Genomic DNA, 23,641 nt, shown 5'->3' on the forward strand with positions numbered 1-23,641 from the left:
ATCTTATTTAATTCAATATTATTAATAAAAAAATTTCAAATAATTATTGATATTAACGATAGCCACTAAAGCTATCAGTATTATTATAAAGAAAATGGATAACTGAATACTTATGAAAGATGAACTTAACCCTCCTAGCCATTCAGATTTTGAAAATTTTTTTATTAATAATATTGAATTAAATAAGATTGAAGCATATTTAAATCGATTTAATCCAATCCACATTATGAAAATGGAAAACCAAGAAATCAGACATTCTAATATTTTAGGATGGCTTTTAGACCCATTAAATACACATGGATTAGGTGATAAATTCCTTAAAGCATTCCTTACGGAAGCATTAAAGGGTGAATCTTTAAAAGGTGGATTAACTTCACTTCAGATACTTCAAGCAGATCTGCGTGATACACAAGTTAAAAGGGAATGGAATCATATTGATATTTTGCTCCTCTCACCAAAAAATAATTTTGCATTTGTGATTGAAAATAAATTTAAATCAAAGCAGTACAAAGGTCAGCTAAAACAATATATCGATAAAATTAAAAACATTTATAAGGATGATTATCCTGATCTCATAATTAAAGGTATTTTTCTAACACTACATAATGAAGAACCTGAAGATCTCTCATATGCGACAATTGGTTATGATAATATCTGTGAAATTTTACCTAGTATCTTAGATATCCAAAATACATCAACTTCGCTTCAAGTTAAAACGTTTATTGAGCATTATATTGATACATTAAAAGAGGCTACAGGTATGAGTGAACATGCGAAAGAAATGGAAAGGATTGCGAAATCATTATATCGACAGCACCAAAAATTAATTGATTTTATTTGGGAACATGGTAGCTCAAACGAATTTAATTTAGCTCTCGACGAACTGCTTGGTGAAAACTGGGAAGATAAAAACAAATTAACCATTAAAAATATTGAAATTACTGAGTTCTGGAGCAACGGAAATCTTTTTTGTTTTTTACCACTTTCATGGTTAAAGATACTAAAAAACTGCAATAGCTCTTGGGATGGATGTGAAAATTGGTGGAATACATATCCATTGATTTGTTGGATTGAACTCAGAAATGGTGAAAATACTAGTGGAACACTCCGTCTTTTCGCAGAGGTTGGACCTTTAAACAATTATGAAGACCGTTTAAGTATGATCAACTCTTTAAAAAAAATATCTGAGAACGAAAAACTTAGTCAAATATCGTTCCAAAAAACTGCAACCGATCACGGTTCAAAATACTCCAAGTTTTTCAAAGGAAATACTATTAAGATTGATGATGTCCAAGATATTGATGAAATCTCAAGAAAAGTTTCAAAACTATTTGAAAATTTTGAATTATGTTTTGATAAAATTGCAATTGCATTGAAACACTTCAAACAAGATAGATATTCTACATAGCCACACACCCCAAAATTTTATACAATAGTGCATCATTTTCCATGGTGCTGCTTTATGACCGCTTGGACTGCTCACGTCACTGTCGCAACCGTCATCGAAAAAGACGGAAAATTCCTGTTTGTCGAAGAACATACAGAAACTGTGACACACACCGTATTTAATCAGCCAGCAGGTCATGTGGAATGCGGTGAAACCATTATCGAAGCCGCAATTCGTGAAACCATGGAAGAAACCGGACATACGGTTGAAGTGACCCATCTTTTAGGGATGTATACCTATACCCCGCCGATGTTTCCGGATCGTACTTATTTTCGTTTCTGCTTTTTAGCCAAATCCATTGACTACGACCCAAATGCCGCTTTAGATACAGATATTGTCGGCGCAGTCTGGATGACATTGGACGAACTGAAAGAATCGGCTCGTGCGCGTAGTCCCCTGGTGATTAAAGCCGTGCAAGATGCCCTGTCAGGTCAAAAATACCCTTTATCGCTCATTTACGAGCACCAAAACTCTCCCTTAATTTCAAATTTGGATGCCTAATCCTATGCAACAACGTGTCATCGTCGGAATGTCGGGTGGTGTAGATTCATCTGTTTCTGCTGCGCTTTTACTTCAACAGGGTTATCAGGTTGAAGGTCTTTTCATGAAGAACTGGGAAGAAGATGACGGCACAGAATACTGTACCGCTATGGATGATCTTGCCGATGCTCAGGCCGTTTGTGACAAAATCGGGATTAAACTGCATACCGCAAACTTTGCCATGGAATATTGGGATCGTGTATTCGAACATTTTTTAGCAGAATATGCGGCTGGCCGTACCCCAAACCCAGACATTTTATGTAATAAAGAAATTAAATTCCGTGCCTTTCTAGATCATGCGGTGAACTTGGGTGCAGACTTTATTGCCACAGGTCATTACTGTCGTCGCGGTGCAACCATGACCAATTCGCGCGGTGAAGAATACGCACCACTCTTACGTGGTGTTGATCAGAATAAGGATCAAACCTATTTCCTGCATGCCGTACATGGTCGTGAAATTAACAAGACATTATTCCCTGTCGGTGAAATTGAAAAGCCGCAAGTCCGTAAAATCGCTGAAGAATTAGATCTTGCTACGGCAAAGAAAAAAGACTCGACCGGGATCTGCTTTATTGGCGAACGCCGATTTAATGACTTCTTGAAGCAATATTTACCGGCACAACCCGGAAAAATCGTGCTGGAAGACGGTAAAGAGGTTGGTGATCATCACGGCTTAATGTACTATACGCTCGGTCAACGCGGCGGCATCGGTATTGGCGGAATGAAAGGCGTCGCGGAAGGTGCCTGGTTCGTATTACATAAAGATATCGAAGGCAATCGTCTGGTGGTGGGTCAAGGCCATGAGCACCCACTGATGCAAAGCACCATGCTTTGGAGTGAAGCGATTGACTGGGTGGCCGGCGAGCAGGATATTCCTGAAACAGGTTTCCGTTGCTCGGCCAAAACCCGTTACCGTCAGACTGATCAAGCCTGTACGGTGTACCAAGATTCAGAATCACCCAATGGTGTACGTGTGGAGTTTGATGAACCACAACGTGCAGTGACCCCAGGTCAAAGTGTGGTGTTTTATTCAGGTGAAGTTTGTTTAGGCGGTGGTGTGATTCATCATACCAATGCACCTAAACCTGATTTTATAAAAGGATGAATTCGGCATGACGGAGTTACCATTTCAACCAGCCACAACGTTGAATACTCGTCAAAATCGCGCTTTGGCGTTAGCGGGTGTGTTTCAGGCCACCCAGCTGACCCATATGACCGCATTGAGTGGTCAGCAAAGTATTGGTGAAAACGGTAACTTTTATTTTGAACAGTTGATTAAAGCCAGTCTTAATATCCGTCCCGGCAATAACGAAAATGCCCAGACCCTAGACTTTTTTAATCAACTGGCCGATATTTCCTTAGGCTTAAAAACATTAGAAAGCAGCATTATTCAACCCTTCAATACTTCGCCAAAATCCAGAATTCCAAAACTTTCCAGCACCAAACTTCCAATGAGCTATGCCATGGCACTTCTTCAATTAGAAAAGAAGGTCTATAGCAATCCCAAATTTGTTGAAATTATTGAACAGTCCCAACAGAAAATTCTCAGACAGCTTTCCTTTTTCGATAACAATTACCTGCACCCCAGCATCATTGCCAATCTGGCTCAAACCTATGTCGATACTGCGGGATCAATCAATCCGCGCATCATGGTTCGTGGCAATGCCGAAGCCTTTAAAGATGCCGGACACACCAACCGCATCCGTGCTTCCCTCTTTACCGGTTTACAAATGGCGCACCTGTGGCGTCAGCTCGGTGGCAGCTCCTGGGGCATGGTATTTGGCAAACGCAAGTTGCTAAAAGATATTCAGAATCTGGCGCGTTTACAGTTTCAGGTGGTTTAACTGATACTGCACGTGTTTCGTTTTACGTTTAATTCCAAAATCTAAGGAATCGATATGAACGCTTTAACTGCACTTTCTCCACTAGATGGACGTTACGCGAGCAAATGTGATGCTCTACGTCCCTTTCTTTCTGAGTTTGGTTTAATCCATGCTCGTGTGACTGTTGAAGTGCGTTGGTTACAGGCGCTTGCGAACCATCCGGAAATTACTGAAGTTCCGGCGTTTTCAGGCGAAACTAATGCAGCGCTTGATGCGATTGTAAGCAATTTCTCTGAAGATGATGCCAATCGTATCAAAGAAATTGAACGCACCACCAACCACGACGTTAAAGCGGTTGAATATTTCCTGAAAGAAAAAATTGCCAATATCGACGAATTGAAAAATGCCGGTGAATTCATTCACTTTGCATGTACGTCTGAAGATATTAACAACCTGTCACATGCTTTAATGCTGAAAAGCGGTCGTGATGTACTGGTTGCATCTATGCAGCAAATCATTGATTCAATTGTTGCACTTTCTGAAAAGCATGCTGACCAGCCAATGTTGTCTCGTACTCATGGCCAAACTGCAAGCCCGACGACTTTGGGTAAAGAAATGGCGAACGTGGCTTACCGCCTTGCACGTCAAATCAAACAGTTCAAAAATGTTGAGCTACTGGGCAAAATCAATGGTGCAGTAGGTAACTACAATGCGCACTACTCTGCTTACCCAGACATCAACTGGCCTGCGCATTCACAAGCATTTGTAGAGTCTTTGGGTCTAGATTTTAACCCGTACACTACTCAGATCGAGCCACACGATTACATGGCAGAACTGTTTGATGCGCTGCGTCGTTTCAACACTATTCTGATCGATTTTAACCGTGACGTTTGGGGCTATATCTCTCTTGGTTTCTTCAAGCAAAAACTGAAAGAAGGTGAAGTCGGTTCTTCAACCATGCCGCATAAAGTTAACCCGATCGACTTCGAAAACTCTGAAGGTAACTTGGGTATTGCAAACGCGGTACTTGCCCACTTAGGTGAAAAACTGCCAATTTCTCGCTGGCAGCGTGACCTTACTGACTCTACTGTGCTTCGCAACATGGGTGTTGGTTTTGCGCAAAGCTTAATTGCTTTTGAAGCTTGCTCTAAAGGTGTTGGCAAACTTGAGTTGAACGCTGCGCGTATCAATGAAGACTTGGACAATGCGCAAGAAGTATTGGCTGAACCAATTCAAACTGTAATGCGTCGTTACAACGTTGAAAAACCATACGAAAAACTAAAAGCCCTGACTCGTGGTCAAGCCATGACTCGCGACATGATGGTTGATTTCGTAAACGGTAACGAGTTAGAAGCTGTTCCTGCTGCTGACCGTGCGCGTTTAGCAGAAATGACCCCTGCATCTTATACAGGTAATGCAGCTGAACAGGCCAAACAAGTGGCTGAGCTGATTGCTAAAATCTAATTTGCAATAAGACGAAAAGGCGAAGCTCAGGCTTCGCCTTTTTATTTATAATGTGTTTTATTCTAAAAAAGATATTTCATAATAACGACATGATTGAGCATCGACTTTCTGCCAAACATTACGCGAGCCTGGGTATTTTAATTCTGGCGATTTTGCTTGCCAGTATTCACCCTTTAGAAATGGAAGCTTATCTCTTGCATCAGGCAGGTACAGCTTTCATGCTTATCATGCTGCTGGTCTGTCTGTATAAAATTGGGCTGAATTTTTTAAGTTTTAATTTATATATCCTTTTCCTGATTGTTCATGTGATTGCTGCACACTATCTGTATTCCTATGTGCCTTATAATCAGTGGATTGAGCAGATTTTTGGCTTTCATCTGAATGAAGTCATGCATTGGTCACGCAATATGTTTGACCGTTTTGTTCATCTGGCCTACGGATTACTCCTTTACCCCATTTTCTATCGCCTGTTTCAGGTCTGGTTGCCGCAGCAAAAACCTGTGGTCATTTTCCTGCTGGTGATTCAGTTTGTGGTGGCCAGTAGCATGATCTATGAATGGCTGGAATGGTTGATCGCGATTGGCTTATCTCCCGAAGAAGCGGAGAACTATAATGGACAGCAAGGTGATAGCTGGGATGCGCATAAAGACATCTTGCTTGCCACATTAGGTGCGATATTTACGGGTAGTCTCATGCTCTTACAAAAAAGCCCACCGAAATGAGCTTTTAAAATCAAAATCTTATTGAATTAAGGTTTGTGATCAACTATTTCATTACATTCATATTTTTCACTTATGAAAGTGGGCAATATTGCATCCAGTCATCTTTCATTTTTTGCAATTCATTACCCGTCAACATTTCGCTGTAATAAATAAAATAGCTTGCATCAGGATATTGAATTTCATGTCTATACATCATCCCACGTAGAGAAATAGAAAATTCTTCTGGGAAATCATCCAAGTTCAATTCTTCAAACTCGTAATTAAAATAACAGTTTTGTGTTGCAAGATATGCTTCAGCTATAGCCATGTTTCTGCTCTAACAATAAAATATGCTTTATTTTATCCGATTAGCTGTAGGGATGTTTTGCATTTCAGTCGGTTCAATCCATTGAACAAACTTAGATTCTGACAAATGTGGATATTTGAACTTATCTAAATATTCAAAGCAGACCTTTTGAGCTTTCGGCATTTTCTCTAGATGCTGATCGAAGAGTAAATGGCGACTATATTGAGCACCATCAAAGCGAATAATCACACCTTCAAACTCCTTACCACCTCGAGTTTTATGCACCTGATAAGACTGCACCACACCACATGCCTTCGATGGAATAACAGGCGGATCATCTGGCTTTAACACAGCATATAGAATAAAGAGACATGTCCCTGGGATAAAACCCAGCCAAAATAAAAGTTTTTTTTGATCTTCATTTTGTAACTTGGCTTCAGCGTACAATGCACATGCTATCGGACAGATCGCGATAGTCAGAAAACCTAAAACAAGAATAAGGGTGAGCATGCCAGTAAAAGCCGCATTGAATTAGATCTTTTATAGCATACTAACAATAACCTAAGGCATAAAAAAGCTCACCGCAGTGAGCTTTAATATATATTCAATTTTAACTGAATTAGAGTTTAGGATCGCGCATCTGTACCAGATTTGCATTGGCTTTGCTTAAGCTTTCCATGACCTTATTCATTACGGTTGGAATCAATGAATCCGCAATTTGCGCTGCCTGTAAACCCAGCTTTTCACCCAAGGTTGGTTTCTTGCGGGTCTGGATCGAATAAACATCATGTTGCGTCAGCAAGTGCAGTAAATATTCATCTGAAGTTTGCAGTTTATCTACCAGATTTAAATCCAGTGCATCACGACCATACCAATGCTCACCGGTTGCCACTTTTTCCACATTCAGCTGCGGACGGTATTTTTCTACAAAATGTTTGAACAAGGCATGCGTTTGCTGTAACTCTTCTTCAAACTTGGCCTTCCCTTCTTCGGTGTTTTCACCAAACATGGTCACGGTACGTTTGTACTGACCTGCGGTATAGAGTTCAAAGTCGATTTTATTGTCTTTCAGCAGACGGTTAAAGTTAGGCACTTGAGCCACCACCCCAATCGAACCGACAATCGCAAATGGTGCAGACACAACTTCATTTGCGATACACGCCATCATATAACCGCCACTGGCCGCTACTCTATCGACACAGATGGTCAAGTGAAAACCGGCATCACGTAAACGTACCAGTTGAGCAGCGGCCAGACCGTAGCCATGCACCATACCACCCGGGCTTTCTAAACGCACCACAACACGGTCACGACCTGCCTTAGCCGTAGATAAAATCAGGGTAATTTCTTCACGTAAACTTTCGACCGCAGAAGCGGCCATATCGCCTTTAAAGTCCAAGACATAGATTTTTTGATTGGTTTTCTTGCGTGCGCGTGCTTCTTTTGACAGCTGTTGTGACAACTGCAAAAGCTCCAGTTTAGAGCCAGTCGTTTGCGCTATTTTTTTTCGTTGTTCATTGATACGCGCATTTAAATGACTGACACGGATTTCAGCGGGCAGTTTCGGACTATGAAATAACATAAAAAATCTATTCTCTATTTAATTCGGCTTATATCCTTAGATTAGGTCAATTCTGATTTTTTCAACAGCATTTATTGATCTTGTTGCCAAGCATGTCCACGACGAATCAATAATTTATATTGATTCATAATTTCATGGATCGCGAACAAACGAAAATACAAAATAAATAAAAGTGTATAGATTACAGCTATAATCGAAGCATTCATTGGCCATCAGGTTAATATAATAAAACCTCGATGACTTGTCCCCGAAGGGGTCATCAATGAATATACCGCAATAAAAAAAATGATCGTAATAAGCACAAAGAAGTATTCACCAAAACGCGTATGCATTAATGGTTTCTTGCCCTTCTCTTGTGCTTTTAGATAACGATGAAATTTAAATTGAGCATGTGCTGTAATATAAACACGCCATTGCTTTCTAAACTCAATATTATATTTTTGACGCTTTAACATATAAAAAATCACAAAGCCCAAGAAAGTATTCACGATCACAAACACGTCATAGAGCCAACGATGATAGTTGGTCATTCCCTGACTTTGTGAAGTAATGAACAAGCCTTCATAAGGGACAATCAAGGCTAATATGATACTGAACAGTACCATCACTAAATCAAAATATTGATGCATATAAGCCGTTCCAAAAAGCACATAGAACATATCTTTCATCGCGATTTGCGTCAGTTTAGCTTTTTCTTTAAATTCAGGGGTCTGTTGCATTGTCATTATAAATTTTAAAAAACTTATAGAACATAACAAAAAAAAACAGAATCCTAAGATTCTGTTTTAAAAGATTTATTTTTAAAATCGTATTAACCAAAACGCCCTGTAATATAAGCTTCAGTCAATTGATGATCTGGTTGGGTAAAGACTTTTTCGGTCGCATTCACCTCAATTAAATCACCCAGATGGAAATACGCAGTACGGTCAGATACACGCGCTGCCTGTTGCATGGAGTGGGTTACAATCGCAATGGTATATTGAGTTGAAAGCTCAGAAATCAGCTCTTCTACTTTTGCTGTTGCAATTGGATCCAGCGCAGAACATGGTTCATCCATCAGAATCACTTCAGGCGAAACTGCGATGGTACGCGCGATACATAAACGTTGCTGCTGACCACCTGACAAACCTGTTCCCGGCTGATTCAAACGGTCTTTTACTTCTTCCCACAAACCGGCTTTACGCAAACTGCCTTCGACAATTTCTTCAAGATCGTATTTATCACGTGCAAGACCATGTAATTTCGGGCCGTAAGAAACGTTGTCAAAAATAGACTTTGGAAATGGGTTGGGCTTCTGAAATACCATACCGACTTGAGCACGTAGCAAGACCACATCCAGGTTTGGATCATAAATGTCCTGATTGTCCAGCATGACTTTACCGGTCACACGACAACTGTCAATGGTGTCATTCATGCGGTTTAGGGTACGCAGAAAGGTTGACTTACCACAGCCTGATGGCCCAATAAAAGCAATCACTTCATTTTCATAAATGTTCAGGTCAATGCCTTTAATCGCTTCCGCTTCACCATAGTACACATGCACATCAGATGTACTCAGTTTCACATTTGTCGACTTTTCATCTTTTTTGCTGCTACTTTGCGTATCGAATTGGGAGACAAACGATGTTGCTGGCTTTTGTGTAGCCTCATCATTAGTGAATTGTGTCTGTTGTGGATTCACGGATTGATCCTTTTTTAAGGAGTTTTGAATAACAGTTGTGTTCATGATTCTGCCCCTATTACCAACGGACTTCAAACTTTTTACGTAACCAGATGGCCAGACTGTTCAAGCTGATCATCATGGCCAGAAGTACAATAATTGCTGCTGCGGTACGCCCTTCAAAGAAGTTACGTAACTCATTGCCCTGCCATAAGAAAATCTGCACAGGTAACGCTGTAGACTGATCAAATGGTGTGGCTGGAACGCTGGCAACAAAAGCACTCATCCCGATTAATAACAATGGTGCGGTTTCACCTAATGCCTGCGCGACCCCGATAATGGCACCAGTTAAAATACCCGGCAAAGCCAATGGCAAGACATGATGGAAAACCGTTTGCAGTCGTGAAGCACCCAAGCCCAACGCTGCCTGACGAATCGAAGGTGGAACCGCTTTAAGCGATGCACGTGTGGTGATGATGACAGTTGGCAAAGTCATCAGACTCAGCACCAGACCACCGACCAGAGGGGCCGATAGCGGTAAATGCATCCAGCCAATAAAGATCGCGGCACCCAGCAAACCAAACACAATCGATGGCACTGCTGCCAGGTTGTTGATGTTGACTTCGACAATATCGGTAATCCAGTTTTTCGGCGCAAACTCTTCCAGATAGATCGCAGATGCCACCCCAATTGGAATCGAGATAAAGATCACGATCATCATCATGAATAGTGAGCCCATGAAAGCGCCTGCCAGACCTGACGTTGCCGGTGAACTACGCGAGTCAGGGCTGGTAAAAATATTAGTATTGAAACTGTTTTCGATTACACCTGAGGCTTTCATCTCGTCCGCCACCTGGCGTACTTCAGGACTGAGTTGTTGCTGTTCTGCTGGTAACGAACGATCAATATTACCCGCCAGCCAGACATCGACATTGGCATCTGCCAGAATTTTAACCTCTGTGCTTTGACCGACCAGACTTGGATCATTCATGACCATGTCACGTAAGCGATAAGCCTCAGAACTGGTATATAAATAACCCAGTTCATCACGCTGACTTTCCAGCTTGCTGTCTCTGGCGATCATGCCGTTGATGATCAGTGCATCCCAGTCCACCATGCCGACATCCATTTGCCAGGCAATCATACGCTCTTCAAACTGCGCCGGAGACTCTCCCGCAGCTGGCTTGGGTTTTGGACCAATCTCTACAATGGCCGGATCGAAATGAATCGGCAAACTCATGCTGCTTTGCCAGAAGGCAGGCAAACCTTTGGATAAAATACTGCCGAAGAGCAATACCACAAAGAACAGACCGGCCAATACCGCAGAGAAACCAAATAGACGGAATGTTTTTTCTTTACGATGACGTCGCCCCAAAGAGCTTTGAATGGTCTTCTTACGCTTTTCACGCAGCTCGGCAGCGACGGATGGATCAACACGCTGATCCACAGGCGTTGTATTTGAAGTACTCATTAGTCGTATTGCTCACGATATTTACGCACGATGATCAGTGCAACAATGTTCAAACCTAGGGTAATCACAAATAAGGTCAGTCCCAGGGCAAAGGCCACCAGTGCTTGCGGACTGGCAAAGTCGGTATCACCTGTTAATTGATTGACGATGGTAATGGTGACCGTAGATACGGCTTCAAGTGGATTGGCATGCAGCTGCGGACTGTTCCCCGCTGCAAGTACCACGATCATGGTTTCACCAATCGCACGGGATGCTGCCAACAGGAAAGCACCAATAATACCCGGCAAAGCTGCAGGTAAAACCACCTGACGGATCGTTTCAGATTTGGTTGCACCTAGCCCCAGAGAACCATCACGTAAGGCACGTGGCACCTGGGTAATAATGTCATCGGATAGAGAAGATACGAATGGAATAATCATGATGCCCATCACCAGACCCGCGGTCAGCGCACTGGTGGCATTAATTTCGAGTCCGACCATGGCACCCATGGCTTTAAGAAATGGACCGATGATCATCAAGGCAAAGACACCATAAACAATCGTAGGAATACCCGCCAACACTTCAATGGTCGGTTTTGCCCAAGAACGGAAGCGCGGTGATGCATATTCTGCCAGATAGATCGCAATCATCAGGCCGACCGGTACCGCGACCAAAAGTGCGATCGCACTGACCATGAGCGTACCCCACAGCAGTGGCAATAAACCGTAACTGCCCTCGGCACTGCCAGAAGTACTAAAACCCGGGTTCCATTCGGTACCAAAGAAGAAATCCAGTGGACTGACGAAGCTGAAGAAGCGCATCGCTTCACCAAACATCGACATGACAATCCCGAGCGTGGTCAGAATTGCCACACCCGAACACAATGCCAAGCCGATATTAATCATTTTCTCGACTTGGTTACGTGCGCGGAATTCCTGGCTAATACGTTTTTTGGCCCAGACCAGACCTGCCAGTGCAGCCGAAATCACCACTGCCAATTTGGCAAAAGTCCCAATGGTCGAAAATTTAGCTAACTGTTCTGCTGCGGCCAGTTCATAGGCTGCAGGTGTATCACTGACACCGAAACCTGAGGCAAGTGCCTGAACGCGATCAACAACAACGCCCAGACTTGCCGGATCCAGATTGGCCGAAATATCCTGCGGCAAATGGTTGAGTACCACTTGCTCCAGAAAACTTGGCTCAACCATATTCCAAACAATCAAAATTAAAAACGCAGGGATACCACACCACAGTGCAACCAGTGCACCATAATATCCGGGACGCGAGTGTAAGTTTGCAGAATTGCTTCCCTTACCTGCTAAGTTACGGCTTTTACTTAATCCGATTTGATAGGCTATGGCCATAATGGCCAATAACACACCTATAAGTAGCAGATTCATGTATTCTCCACTGTTTTCTCAATTTTCATGGTTTGAAAAAACTTGTTTATCGCAAAAAGCCGATGGTAGGTTGACCCTACCACCAGCGATTTCAAAATCATCGATTATTTTACAATGACCGCTTTACCAGCCTTGAAATTTGCAAGGACTGCTGCGCGTTCTTTATCAGACATTGAAATCAGACCTGCTTTTTCCAGCTTAGAGCCCTTACCAGATACCTTCTTGTTCAGGAAGTATTCAGTAAACTGTGGTAGGCCTTTGATCGATTTCAAGTGTTCGCCTTTCACGTAGAAGAACAATGGACGTGATACCGGATAAGCACCATTCAAAATCGTTTTTTCAGAAGGTGCTACATTGTTCACAGTTGCAACACGTAAGCGGTCACGGTTCTGGTCATAGAAGCCTAGGCCAAACACCCCGACTGCACTTGGAGAAGTTTTCAAACGCGCCAGTGTTTCGGTATAGTCGCCTGCAATTTCAACTACACGGCCATCTTTACGGAATGTGGTACAGGCTTTTTTCTTGGCATCTTTGTCTAGAGACTTAATTGCAGCATACGATTCACAACCTGCATCCACCATTTTCTCCTGGAACACTTCGCGCGTACCATGATTCGAAGCAGGAATCACCAGCGTGATCGGCTCATTCGGAAGTGCTTTGTCAATTTGGTTCCAGCGTGTATACGGATTGGCGACCATTTTCCCATTTGATGGAAGTTGTGCAGCAAGTGCAGCGAAGACATGCTGTGGACGCAACTTATAAGCCGCTTTATTGGCATTTGAAGCAAATACGATACCGTCATAACCGATTTTGATTTCTAATACTTGGTTAACGCCGTTCTTTTTACATTCAGCCAGCTCGGTAGATTTGATTTGACGCGAAGAGTTCGCGATATCAATGGTGTTATCACCCACGCCATTACAGAACTGCTTTAAACCACCTGACGAACCGCCAGAACCGACCACTGGTGTTTTGAATTGTGGGAAGGTATTACCGAATTCTTCCGCCACGATACTGGCATATGGAAGTACAGTTGAAGAACCTGCAATTTGAATCGTGTCACGAGCTGCATGTGCAGTCGTTACAGCAGCTGCCCCTGTTAATGCCAATGCTAAAGCTATATTTGTAAAGCGCATTCTAGTATCTCTCTCATTTATACAATTTGGAGTACGCCACTTTTTATTCAGTTTTGTACTTATTTCGATACATGCATTTTGATTTTAGAATATGACAAATAAGTTACAGCTTTATTACGATTTAATGATTTTTAATTTGTATACTTTCTATCCATAAAATACTTATAAATTTCAACTATTAAATTCTTTTTATCATTCAACTGAAGAAAAAATCTGATCATTAACATGTAACAATTTTTATAAAACCCAATTGAAGAAAAATCTTGCTCCCTAGCCTTACATAATTAGATGACGATTTTATAACAGCTTAAAATAAGTACAGATATTCGGTATTTTTCTGATGAATCTACCTATAGAATTGATCATTCTATGACTCAAAAATAAAAAAAAGGAGATCATTTCGATCTCCTTTTTTCACACCACCATCACTTATGCAATGGGTGGCGTATAAGTACCATCAGCAATTGAATCTTTGATACGATCCGCTTCTGCAAGCACCAGTGCCAGCAAGTTCTTCACGTTATCCAGCGTTGCAACCGGGCTTAAAGTCGTCATTTTCAAGGATTGAACCTGAGCGACTTTCGTCACACCAATATTCGCTTCACCACGTGCAAACAGCTCATCTGCCACGTTCTGGTTCAGTGTATCTAAAAGTTCAACCGGATAGCCCGCTGGAACCACACGGAACAGCACAGAAGCGAATTGTGGCTCAAGCAAAAGCTCCAGACCGTCAGTCGCTTTAATGTAGTCTGCTACATCACGCGTTAAGCCAACCCCATGATCGATCATCGAACCATAAAGCTCTTCACCTAATGCTTCCACCGTCATCCACAATTTCAAGGCATCAAAACGACGCGTGGTTTGTAGTGACTTCGATACCAGGTTCGGCACACCATGTTCTTCATCATAGGCAGAGTTCAAGTACTCCGCTTCATAATGCATGAAACGATAGTTTGCTTCGTCTTTCAGCAAGAACGCGCCACACGAAATGGTCTGGAAATAATGCTTATGGAAATCGAGCGTAATCGAATCAGACAGCTCGATACCATCTAACATATCGCGATGATCGTTAGACAGAATTAAAGCACCACCCCAAGCTGCATCGATGTGCATCCACGCGCCATATTGGTTGGTGATTTCACGGACTTTCTTCAGTGGATCGATTGCACCTGCATCGGTTGTACCCGCAGTTGCCACCACACATGCCACGATTTTGCCTTCGTTTTGAAGGTGCGCCATGGTTTTTTCCAGTGCGTCCATGTCCATGCGCGCATTTTCGTCCACAGGAACAGTCACTACAGACTGGAAACCCATGCCCATCATCGCCATGTTCTTTTGCACAGAGAAATGTGCATTTTCAGAACAGATGACTTTGACATTACGCATCGCATCCGCAGGAATACCATCACGCTGAACCGACCACGGCTTACCGTTTTCGTCTTTCCAGTTTTTCGCGATGCAAGCATCACGTGCCAGCAGTACGCCCATAAGGTTAGACTGTGTACCACCAGAGGTGAATACGCCTGCCTGACCTGCGCCATAGCCTACTTTTTGACGTAACCAGTCGATTAACTGAACTTCCATCAATGAACCGGCCGGGCTTTGATCCCATGAGTCCATTGACTGGTTGGTTGCATTAATCAGCACTTCCGCAATCTGGCTGGTCACCATGGTTGGACAGTGAAGATGTGCAAGCGAATGCGGATGATGAACTTTTAAACTTTTATTCAGAAAAAGTTCAACCATACGCTCTAAAGATTTCTCTACACCCAACCCCTGTTTAGAAGGATTAAACGCAATCGCGCTGCGCAGCTCGTTAATGCTGCCACCCGTGTACATTTTGTCATTTTGCAACCATGCTGCAACCGCTTTGGTCGCTTGATCCATGGCTGACTGGTAGTCAGCGATGGATGCAGCATCATTACAAAGTAAAGCTTTACGATGTTCTGCAAAATCTACCATGAATTATGCGCCTCGAACTGCAACAAGAGCTTCAGCAACTGCTTTCTTAAAGCGAGCAATCACTTCAACACATTCGTCATGCGTGATGATCAATGGGCAAAGTAAACGAATTACCGTACCGTTACGACCACCTTTCTCAAGCAATAATTTATTGTTGAAACATGCCGTCTGGATCGCTGCTGCCAATTGACCATCAGCAGGTAAAGAACCCATGTGATCTGCCTTTTGGCGCTCGTCCACAATTTCAACACCAATCATCAAACCGCGACCGCGCACGTTACCAATACATGGGAATTCGGCAGCTAATTTTTTAATCTCAGCTTGCAGGAAATCACCGCGTTCTTGGGCATTTTGCGCCAGGTTTTGTTCTTTAATGGTATTGATCGTTGCAAGACCTGTACCCATTGCCAACTGGTTACCACGGAACGTACCGGTATGACCTGCTGGCTGCCAAGCATCAAACTTACGTTTAATACCGAGTACTGCGAGCGGCAAGCTACCACCAACAGCTTTAGACATCACCACCACATCAGGTTCGATGCCCGCATGTTCAAAGGCAAACATTTTACCTGAACGTGCAAAGCCCGCTTGAACTTCATCAAGAATCAACACGATGTTGTGCTTTTCAGTCACTTCACGGATTTTCTTCAACCATTTCACAGGTGCAGTTACCACACCGCCTTCCCCTTGAATTGCTTCAAGAATCACAGCTGCCGGTTTAGTCACGCCGCTTTCTACATCTTCAATGAAGTTTTCAAAGAAATACGTTAAAGCGTCAACACCCGCTTCACCACCAAGACCCAATGGGCAACGGTATTCATGCGGATACGGCATGAATTGAACGCCTGGCATCAAACCGTTAACTGCGTTTTTCGCAGACAGGTTACCGGTCATGGCCAATGCACCATGCGTCATACCGTGATAGCCACCAGAGAAGCTGATCACCGAGCTACGACCGGTAAAGGTTTTCGCAAGTTTGATGGCTGCTTCTGTTGCATCTGCACCGGATGGGCCACAGAACTGCAAGCAGTATTCTTCTTGACCACCTGGAAGATAAGAAAGAAGTGCTTCAGTAAAAGCATCTTTTAAAGGCGTAGTTAAATCCAGTGTATGCAATGGCAAGCCGCTTGCAATTGTATCCTGGATACTTTGAATGACTGCAGGATGATTATGGCCCAATGCCAACGTCCCTGCCCCAGCTAAACAATCAAGGTACTCAGTACCTTCAACATCGGTAACCCAGCAACCTTGTGCTTTCGCTATCGCTAACGGTAATTTACGTGGATAACTACGCACATTCGATTCCATCTGACTTTGGCGAGTCAAGTAGTATTCGTTTGTGGAATTGGTGGCAGGGTTTACAGAAGTAACGCTCATATCGAATTACCATCTCTGATATGGGTGAAAGAAATAAGTCTGGTGACGTTTGGTCCTTTGACTCGGCGCTTTATAAAGAGGTTCTAGCTAGCAGTTTGTATTTAAATAACTAGGAGGCGGATGATACCGAATTTTTCAGGAAAATAAACAACTTTCAGTCGCATTTTGTCCTAATCTTTATCGAAAAAAAACATCACACCAACCTATAACCTGAATGATCATCTTACAGTGTGACAGCAGAAAGAAAAGCGGGTTCTTTTATGCTTTTTTGTAGCACAGCTAACATTCAGGCAAAAAAGCTTAAAATCCACCATTAAGCAATTAATTATTAACGATAAACATAAATCAAGTAAGAGTGTAAAATGAAAGAAAATTTAACACTCTTACCACAAATATTTCGTAAAAAGATCACAATTGAGATTTAATATTTTAACAACGGCTTAGATGGCCAATTTTAAGAAAAACAGGACAATTTCATGCGTCTCTTAGCACTTACCAGTTTTATCCTTGCATCTACCTTGGCCACAGGCGCATTTGCAGCTCCGGCCGAATCGCTGAATTACAATGTTGTGAATCTTTCAGCAGAGGCCAGTCGTGAAATCTCGAATGATGAAATGCATGCCGTGCTTTATATTGAAAAATCCAACAAACAGCCAGCTGAATTGGCTACACAAATTAACCAGCTAATGAATCAGGCCATTGCCACAGCGCGCAAATATCCAACTGTGAAAATCGAGACGGGCGCACAAAGCACTTACCCTATTTATGACAATGATAACCGCAAATTGAAAGAATGGCGTGGACGTGCCCAGATTCGTCTGGAATCGAAAGATTTTAAAGCAGCGTCTCAACTGATTGCTGAATTACAACAGCACTTCCAGACCCAGTCGATTAACTTCAAAGTTTCAGACGAAAAGCGCAAAAAAGTCGAAAATGAGCTGATGATTGAAGCCTCTAAAAACTTCCAGCAACGCGCACAGGCACTGACTCAAGCCTGGAACAAACCGAGTTATCAACTGGTAAACTTAAATCTGAATACCAATAACTATTCACCACAACCTGTACCGCGTATGGCCATGATGAAAGCTGCATCGGCGGATATGGCTGTTCCAGAGCAGGAAGTTGCTGCGGGTGAATCGCAAATGACGGTGAGTGCCAATGGTGCGATTCAGTTTAAATAAGATTTCATCATATTATTCGGATTTTTAAGAACCACCCTTTTGGGTGGTTTTCTATCATTTGAATATTCTTTAATAATCAAGGCTACAAATTCATACAAACTCAGGTAGGAATTGAGGTTTGACCGGTTTAGAGTAACGGACATTTGTACCAATCCTCTCTGCTCATGTCTCTTGACCAACTGAATCTTTACCTGTTTCATATCCTAAATGTACCTGAACACGCCTCGATCTGGATGATCCAATATGCCTCCCTGATTGCGCATGATCTGGTTTATCTCTTTCTGCTGATTTTTGCTATTGCCTGGTTCCGTGGCAGTTATGAAGTAAAAACTGGCATTATCAAGGCATTTATTTTTACAGCAATTACCTTGTCGATCAGCGAGGTATTGTCCGCGATCCTGAATACCCCACGTCCGTTTGTAATAGATATTGGTCGCACCCTGATCGAACATGCACCTACAGGTTCTTTTCCCAGCAATCATATGAGTATTTTTAGTGGGATTGCCCTATCTTGTTATTTTTCATCACAACGTGATTTGGGAAGAATTCTAATCTGGACAGCTTGGCTAGTAGCTTGGTCACGTGTTTATGTCGGTGTGCATTTTCCGATGGATATGCTGGGTGCATTCCTGATTGCAATAACAGTAAATTTAGCTGGATTACCATTGTGGTGGAAATATCAGGATAAACTCATGCAGTTTATTTTAACTATTCATCAGTCACTGTTTGCGCCATTAATCCGGATGGGCTGGATTAAATAAATCGCATTAAGATGTCATAAAAAATCCCGCTCGAAAGCGGGATTTTTTATGATTGAAATTTAAATCTGAATGACTTAGTAGATCGCCATATGATTGCGGTGAATCATCTCGAGTGAACGCGCTTCACCTAAAACCTGATGCACTTTATCAGAAGCCAGACCACGTACAATATCTGCCGAACGCGAACTAAAGTTAACACGACCGACTGCAATTCGGTGACCTTGTGTATCCACACATTCCACCACATCACCGCGCTCAAAATGTCCTTCAACCGCTTTGACGCCGACAGGCAACAAGCTACGATGATTGTCTTTAATGGCCTTTACCGCACCATCATCAATCACCAAACGACCTGCCGTTTGCAGGTGTGCTGCCAACCATTGCTGATGCGCGGTCATCCGATCTTTGTCAGTCACAAACAAGGTTCCTAACAATTCACCAGACATCAGACGAGATAGCACAGCATCACTATCACCGCTTGCAATTAAGGTCGGACAACCGGACTTTGCCGCCAGTCGTGCAGCACGAACTTTGGTCAGCATGCCGCCGCGACCAAATTTACCACCACCACCGGCCATATCAAACAGGCTCTCATCCATCGCACGTACCGTATGGAACAGTTTGGCATCTGGATTCGAGCGTGGATCTGAGTCAAACATACCTTCCTGATCCGTTAAGATAATCAGAAGATCGGCATGCACCTGACCTGCCACCATGGCAGCCAGCGTGTCGTTATCACCAAAGCGGATTTCATCGGTAGAAACGGTATCATTTTCATTGATCACTGGAATCACGCGCCAGTCAATCAGGTTCTGCAAAGCATCACATGAATTGAGATAGCGGCGACGATCTGCCAGATCATCATGGGTCAATAATACCTGCGCCGTTCGAATCTGGTGTTTCTCCAGTACGCTTGACCAGGTATGAATCAGGCCCATCTGACCAATGGCAGCACAAGCCTGAAGACTGGGTAGATCGGTGGGTCGATTCTCAAGTTTCATTCGCACCATACCTTCAGCCACAGCACCGGAAGACACCAGAATAATCTCGTGTCCTGCATTGTGTAGATCTGCGATTTGTCCCGCCCAGTGCGAGATGGCATCTAAATCTAAACCTTGTCCGTTTGCTGTGAGTAAAGATGATCCGATTTTAACAACGATTCGTTTACAACCCTTGAGCTGACGCTGCCCATCTACCACTTCTATCATCTTGTCCTCAGACTCTTCTCTCAGAGATTAGCGTACGTAGTACACTTCCACATCACTATCATCATCGCCATCTTCATCATCTTCATCGTCGCCCAGAATACCGGCAAGACGTTGCTGACGACGCATCTCACGATACGCTTCTTTTGCAGCGATGGTTTGTTCACGTGTTTCAGCTTCAAGCTGATCACGGAATGCTTTCATTTCTGCTGCATATTCTTGATCTTCAGCTTCGCGTTCACGCTGCTCTTCGATCTGATCCATCAGGTAGTAAACCACGTCTTTGGTACCTTCAGCGGTTAAGCCAGAAGTTTCAAAAACCGGGCCTTCCCACTGCAATTCTTCAAGAATATGAGTACACCATTCTTCACGTGTTTCTTCAGCCAATTGGTCGACTTTATTCAGCACCAATACGATCGGCAGTTTTGAAAGTGTTGGGGAGAAATTTTCTAACTCTTTCAAAATTGCTTTGGCATTATGCGCCGGATCTGAACCATCAATCGGTTGTACATCAACGATGTGTAACAAGATACGGGTACGTGCCAGATGCTTCAGGAAGCGAATCCCCAGACCTGCACCTTCAGATGCGCCTTCAATCAGACCCGGAATATCGGCCATCACGAATGAACGGTGACTGTCGGCATCGACCACACCCAGGTTTGGCACCATGGTGGTAAATGGATAATCTGCCACTTTTGGTTTTGCCGCCGATACTGCACGAATGAAGGTTGATTTACCCGCATTTGGCATACCCAGCAAGCCCACATCTGCCAGAACTTTAAGCTCCAGACGGATTTCACGGAATTCGCCTTTTTGACCATGCGTACACTTACGTGGTGAACGGTTGGTCGATGATTTAAAGTGCGTATTTCCTAAACCACCGTCACCGCCTGCTGCCACTTTCACGCGTTGACCATCTTCGATCAAATCGCCAATAATGTCGCCAGACTCAACATCTACAATTGTTGTTCCGACTGGAACTTTTAATACGGTGTCTTCACCGCCACGACCAGCACAGTTCGCCCCACGGCCATTTTTTGCTCGTTCTGCACGGAATTTACGTGTATAACGATAATCAACTAGCGTACTGGTGTTGTCGTCAGCCTGTATATAAATACTGCCACCACGACCACCATCACCACCATCTGGACCACCAAATGGCACGAATTTTTCACGGCGAAAACTGGCTACGCCATTGCCACCGTCGCCAGCCTCTACGGTAATGACTGCTTCATCAACAAAGCGCATATTGCCAATCCTCTAAAAACTTTAAAACCCCATATTCTGCCATATTTTAAAGAATTTCTCGACTATATTTATATGCTATTCCATGAAGATCGCTTATTTAATCCTGTCATGTTATTGAACAGCCATTAATTTTTGATAAGTTTCAAAACTAAGCTCTATGCTTTTGTTTTAATATACTTTTTAATGATCACTTGATTGTTTTTAATTATTTCTGCTTTGTCGTGCAACTGCCTATAGTGTAGGCAATGTTAAAAGAGTCGGGCCTATGAGCAATTCAGAAAGGAAATCTGTCAGTCCATTGTCATCACAATTTGTATTATTGATGGCAATGGCATGTGGCTTATGTGCAGGCTCTGCCTATTTTAACCAGCCTCTGATCTATTCAATCGAGAAAAGTCTGGGCATTAGTACCAGTCAGGCCGGTTTTGCCGTGGTGATTGCACAGATTGGTTATGTCCTCGGCTTAATGCTTTTGGTTCCTTTGGGAGACTTTCTGAATAAACGCAAACTGATCGTTAACCTGATGGTCTTTGCAGCCATTTCGCAGATATTGCTTTCATTCAGTACGACTTTATCAATGTTATATCTGTTTACCTTGTGTGCCACCTTTGGCGCAATCTCGGCGCAGATCTTAATTCCTTTTGCATCGACCATTAGCCCACCTGAATCCAGCGCTGCTACAGTGGGTAAGCTGATGAGTGGGTTGGTGATGGGAATTATTCTGTCACGTACCTTTGCCGGCTTTGTTTCCACTTACTGGTCTTGGGAAGGTGTGTATTTATCCAGCGGTGTGATCACCTTGCTCTTTGCAGCACTCATGTGGAAAAAACTACCCGATACTCAAGCTCAGGCAGGCTTAACTATTGGTGACATTTACCGCTCTTTGTTTAGCCTTGCAGGTCAGAATCCACATTTAATCCGGCGTGCCTGTGCGGGTGCCTTGGGTTTTGGAATTTTATCGATGATCTTTACCTCGATGACTTTTGTATTAGGCAATGCACCTTATTATTTCACCGATTTCGAAATTGGGTTATTTGGCTTACTGGGCGTGATCGGGATTTATTCATCAAGCTGGTCAGGCAAAACCGTAGGACAAGGTAGAGAAAATCTGGTCGCCAAGCTATGCATTGTCCTGATGTTCGGCTCTACACTGCCCTTATATTTTGCCCAGCACAATATTGTAATCTATGCGATTGGTGTGCTGATGGCGTACTTTGGTCTGACAGCCTTCCATGTTTTGAATCAGAATCTGGTTTATCGGATTGATCTTAAATCGCGTTCACGTATTAATGCAGTCTATATGACGATTTACTTTAGTGGTGCCGCTTTAGGTTCGCTTGGTGCAGTCTATGCCTGGGAGCAGTTTGAATGGATCGGTTGCGTGATCCTTGGCTTTATTTTCTCGATTGGAATTTTACTGATTGATCGCTTGGATTTTAAGAAAATGCAAAATGCTTGATTCACAAAGGAATAAATCGATCGGTTTATTCCTTTTGGTAAAGTACATACTTCATTAACTCTGTTCTAAGATTAGAATTTTGTTCTCGATGAATACTACCTAATTGAGGTGTAATATTCGCGATATGTTCCAAATTTTCACTACCAACCAGTGCGTTATATCTTACATAGTTAAGCAAACATTGATTTTGAAATCTCCTAATTTGGTCTTTTAATTCTCCATCAGATATTGCTTTACCTAAAAATTTAAAAGCATCTTCTTGCTCATTAAATATAGATATAAATTTTTATCCATGTTAATCAATAAAAAACAATGTATTAAGCATCATGACATAGAAACTTGTGTTTTCCCATTATTTTGGGTATCATTGAAATTAGGTTGGTACATACATCCGATGGCATCTAATAGATGTGTATGAGTATGTATAAAGACCAAAAAAATTCACCCCAGCTAAAGCTGGGGTTTTTAATTTCTATATCTTAAAAATAATTCCATTTAACATAAATCTCATCTACGAAATCCAGATTCAAGACATAAAAAAGCCCGACATCCTGTCGGGCTTTTTCGTATTGGGGGTTTAGGTATAACTCCTGTCGTACCTCACGTCCTGGTGTCGCACTTATCATTATTGTTTTATGTGTTGGAACATCCTGTTCTCTATGTCCCCATCATATGAAAAATCCCCATACTGACATAGACGCAATGCTCCCTAATTCATGTCAGCCTTGGATTACAAGATTGCTCAAAACTTACCCCAAGGCTTATCCGCAGAAATTGGGGATTATTTCTGAACTGTGACCCTTGAGAAATCAAGAAAAAATGCAAAAAACGAATGTTTTTTGATCAATCTTATTGGCTAAAAGTTACAGTTTTGCTTAAAAAGAAACCGACTTGTTTCCAAGTCGGTTGAACGAGAACGCTCCAGAGGGTATGAATAA

Annotated in this window: 21 protein-coding genes; 9 read left to right on the plus strand and 12 right to left on the minus strand. The window is 42.7% G+C overall.

Features of this window, described 5'->3' with window-relative positions; genetic code table 11:
- Positions 1 to 112: 112 nt before the first annotated feature.
- The 6 genes from FTV48_RS11625 (at position 113) to FTV48_RS11650 (ending at position 5,996) form a co-directional block, all read left to right on the plus strand.
- On the plus strand, positions 113 to 1,408 hold the full coding sequence (locus FTV48_RS11625) for a PD-(D/E)XK nuclease family protein (RefSeq protein WP_180000432.1): 1,296 nt from the start codon (positions 113 to 115) through the stop codon (positions 1,406 to 1,408).
- Positions 1,409 to 1,462: 54 nt separating this feature from the next.
- Positions 1,463 to 1,948 carry an NUDIX hydrolase gene (locus FTV48_RS11630; RefSeq protein ID WP_005171679.1) on the plus strand — a complete coding sequence of 162 codons (486 nt, stop codon included), beginning with the start codon at positions 1,463 to 1,465 and terminating at the stop codon, positions 1,946 to 1,948.
- A 4-nt stretch (positions 1,949 to 1,952) separates the two neighbouring features.
- Complete coding sequence (gene mnmA, locus FTV48_RS11635; protein ID WP_005171681.1) at positions 1,953 to 3,092, plus strand: tRNA 2-thiouridine(34) synthase MnmA; 1,140 nt, start codon at positions 1,953 to 1,955, stop codon at positions 3,090 to 3,092.
- Positions 3,093 to 3,099: 7 nt separating this feature from the next.
- Positions 3,100 to 3,831, plus strand: a complete 732-nt coding sequence (gene hflD, locus FTV48_RS11640) for a high frequency lysogenization protein HflD (RefSeq protein ID WP_005096468.1) — start codon at positions 3,100 to 3,102, stop codon at positions 3,829 to 3,831.
- A 54-nt stretch (positions 3,832 to 3,885) separates the two neighbouring features.
- Positions 3,886 to 5,274: an adenylosuccinate lyase gene (gene purB, locus FTV48_RS11645; protein ID WP_180000434.1), complete on the plus strand. Its 1,389-nt coding sequence runs from the start codon at positions 3,886 to 3,888 to the stop codon at positions 5,272 to 5,274.
- A gap of 89 nt (positions 5,275 to 5,363) precedes the next feature.
- Positions 5,364 to 5,996 carry a DUF2238 domain-containing protein gene (locus tag FTV48_RS11650; protein ID WP_180000436.1) on the plus strand — a complete coding sequence of 211 codons (633 nt, stop codon included), beginning with the start codon at positions 5,364 to 5,366 and terminating at the stop codon, positions 5,994 to 5,996.
- A 70-nt stretch (positions 5,997 to 6,066) separates the two neighbouring features.
- On the opposite strand, the gene FTV48_RS11655 is transcribed toward FTV48_RS11650, so the two are convergent.
- The 10 genes from FTV48_RS11655 to FTV48_RS11700 form a co-directional block, all read right to left on the minus strand.
- Positions 6,067 to 6,303 carry a hypothetical protein gene (locus FTV48_RS11655; RefSeq protein ID WP_005096465.1) on the minus strand — a complete coding sequence of 79 codons (237 nt, stop codon included), beginning with the start codon at positions 6,301 to 6,303 and terminating at the stop codon, positions 6,067 to 6,069.
- 27 nt (positions 6,304 to 6,330) lie between these two features.
- Positions 6,331 to 6,792: a hypothetical protein gene (locus FTV48_RS11660; protein WP_005096462.1), complete on the minus strand. Its 462-nt coding sequence runs from the start codon at positions 6,790 to 6,792 to the stop codon at positions 6,331 to 6,333.
- Between the two features lie 109 nt (positions 6,793 to 6,901).
- Positions 6,902 to 7,864 carry a protease SohB gene (gene sohB / locus FTV48_RS11665; RefSeq protein WP_180000438.1) on the minus strand — a complete coding sequence of 321 codons (963 nt, stop codon included), beginning with the start codon at positions 7,862 to 7,864 and terminating at the stop codon, positions 6,902 to 6,904.
- 212 nt (positions 7,865 to 8,076) lie between these two features.
- Positions 8,077 to 8,589, minus strand: coding sequence for a hypothetical protein (locus tag FTV48_RS11670; protein WP_253602670.1), 513 nt, complete (start codon positions 8,587 to 8,589; stop codon positions 8,077 to 8,079).
- 86 nt (positions 8,590 to 8,675) lie between these two features.
- The gene (pstB, locus tag FTV48_RS11675; RefSeq protein ID WP_005171697.1) at positions 8,676 to 9,590 is read right to left on the minus strand and encodes a phosphate ABC transporter ATP-binding protein PstB; all 915 of its coding nucleotides are present in this window, start codon (positions 9,588 to 9,590) and stop codon (positions 8,676 to 8,678) included.
- A 13-nt stretch (positions 9,591 to 9,603) separates the two neighbouring features.
- Positions 9,604 to 10,995: a phosphate ABC transporter permease PstA gene (gene pstA, locus FTV48_RS11680; RefSeq protein WP_005096458.1), complete on the minus strand. Its 1,392-nt coding sequence runs from the start codon at positions 10,993 to 10,995 to the stop codon at positions 9,604 to 9,606.
- Positions 10,995 to 12,374 (minus strand): phosphate ABC transporter permease subunit PstC, encoded by a 1,380-nt coding sequence (pstC, locus tag FTV48_RS11685; RefSeq protein WP_005096457.1) that lies wholly within the window; start codon positions 12,372 to 12,374, stop codon positions 10,995 to 10,997. The genes pstA and pstC overlap by 1 nt, the downstream gene beginning before the upstream one ends.
- A gap of 104 nt (positions 12,375 to 12,478) precedes the next feature.
- Positions 12,479 to 13,510 (minus strand): substrate-binding domain-containing protein, encoded by a 1,032-nt coding sequence (locus tag FTV48_RS11690; protein WP_005171700.1) that lies wholly within the window; start codon positions 13,508 to 13,510, stop codon positions 12,479 to 12,481.
- Positions 13,511 to 13,939: 429 nt separating this feature from the next.
- The gene (locus FTV48_RS11695) at positions 13,940 to 15,472 is read right to left on the minus strand and encodes an aspartate aminotransferase family protein (protein ID WP_180000439.1); all 1,533 of its coding nucleotides are present in this window, start codon (positions 15,470 to 15,472) and stop codon (positions 13,940 to 13,942) included.
- Positions 15,473 to 15,475: 3 nt separating this feature from the next.
- Positions 15,476 to 16,849, minus strand: a complete 1,374-nt coding sequence (locus tag FTV48_RS11700; RefSeq protein WP_005096454.1) for a diaminobutyrate--2-oxoglutarate transaminase — start codon at positions 16,847 to 16,849, stop codon at positions 15,476 to 15,478.
- Positions 16,850 to 17,325: 476 nt separating this feature from the next.
- On the opposite strand from FTV48_RS11700, the gene FTV48_RS11705 reads away from it, so the two are divergent.
- The gene (locus FTV48_RS11705) at positions 17,326 to 18,030 is read left to right on the plus strand and encodes an SIMPL domain-containing protein (RefSeq protein ID WP_159515942.1); all 705 of its coding nucleotides are present in this window, start codon (positions 17,326 to 17,328) and stop codon (positions 18,028 to 18,030) included.
- Positions 18,031 to 18,194: 164 nt separating this feature from the next.
- Entirely contained in the window at positions 18,195 to 18,791 is a 597-nt protein-coding gene (locus FTV48_RS11710) for a phosphatase PAP2 family protein (RefSeq protein WP_005096450.1), read from the plus strand.
- A 74-nt stretch (positions 18,792 to 18,865) separates the two neighbouring features.
- On the opposite strand, the gene proB is transcribed toward FTV48_RS11710, so the two are convergent.
- Positions 18,866 to 19,999, minus strand: a complete 1,134-nt coding sequence (gene proB, locus FTV48_RS11715) for a glutamate 5-kinase (RefSeq protein ID WP_074383013.1) — start codon at positions 19,997 to 19,999, stop codon at positions 18,866 to 18,868.
- Positions 20,000 to 20,026: 27 nt separating this feature from the next.
- Positions 20,027 to 21,244 carry an Obg family GTPase CgtA gene (gene cgtA / locus FTV48_RS11720; protein WP_180000441.1) on the minus strand — a complete coding sequence of 406 codons (1,218 nt, stop codon included), beginning with the start codon at positions 21,242 to 21,244 and terminating at the stop codon, positions 20,027 to 20,029.
- A 265-nt stretch (positions 21,245 to 21,509) separates the two neighbouring features.
- On the opposite strand from cgtA, the gene FTV48_RS11725 reads away from it, so the two are divergent.
- A complete protein-coding gene (locus FTV48_RS11725; protein ID WP_074383014.1) occupies positions 21,510 to 22,703 on the plus strand; it encodes an MFS transporter in 1,194 nt (397 codons plus the stop codon).
- Positions 22,704 to 23,641: the final 938 nt, after the last annotated feature.

Source organism: Acinetobacter sp. YH18001, from assembly GCF_013416975.1.
GTDB lineage: Bacteria > Pseudomonadota > Gammaproteobacteria > Pseudomonadales > Moraxellaceae > Acinetobacter > Acinetobacter pseudolwoffii.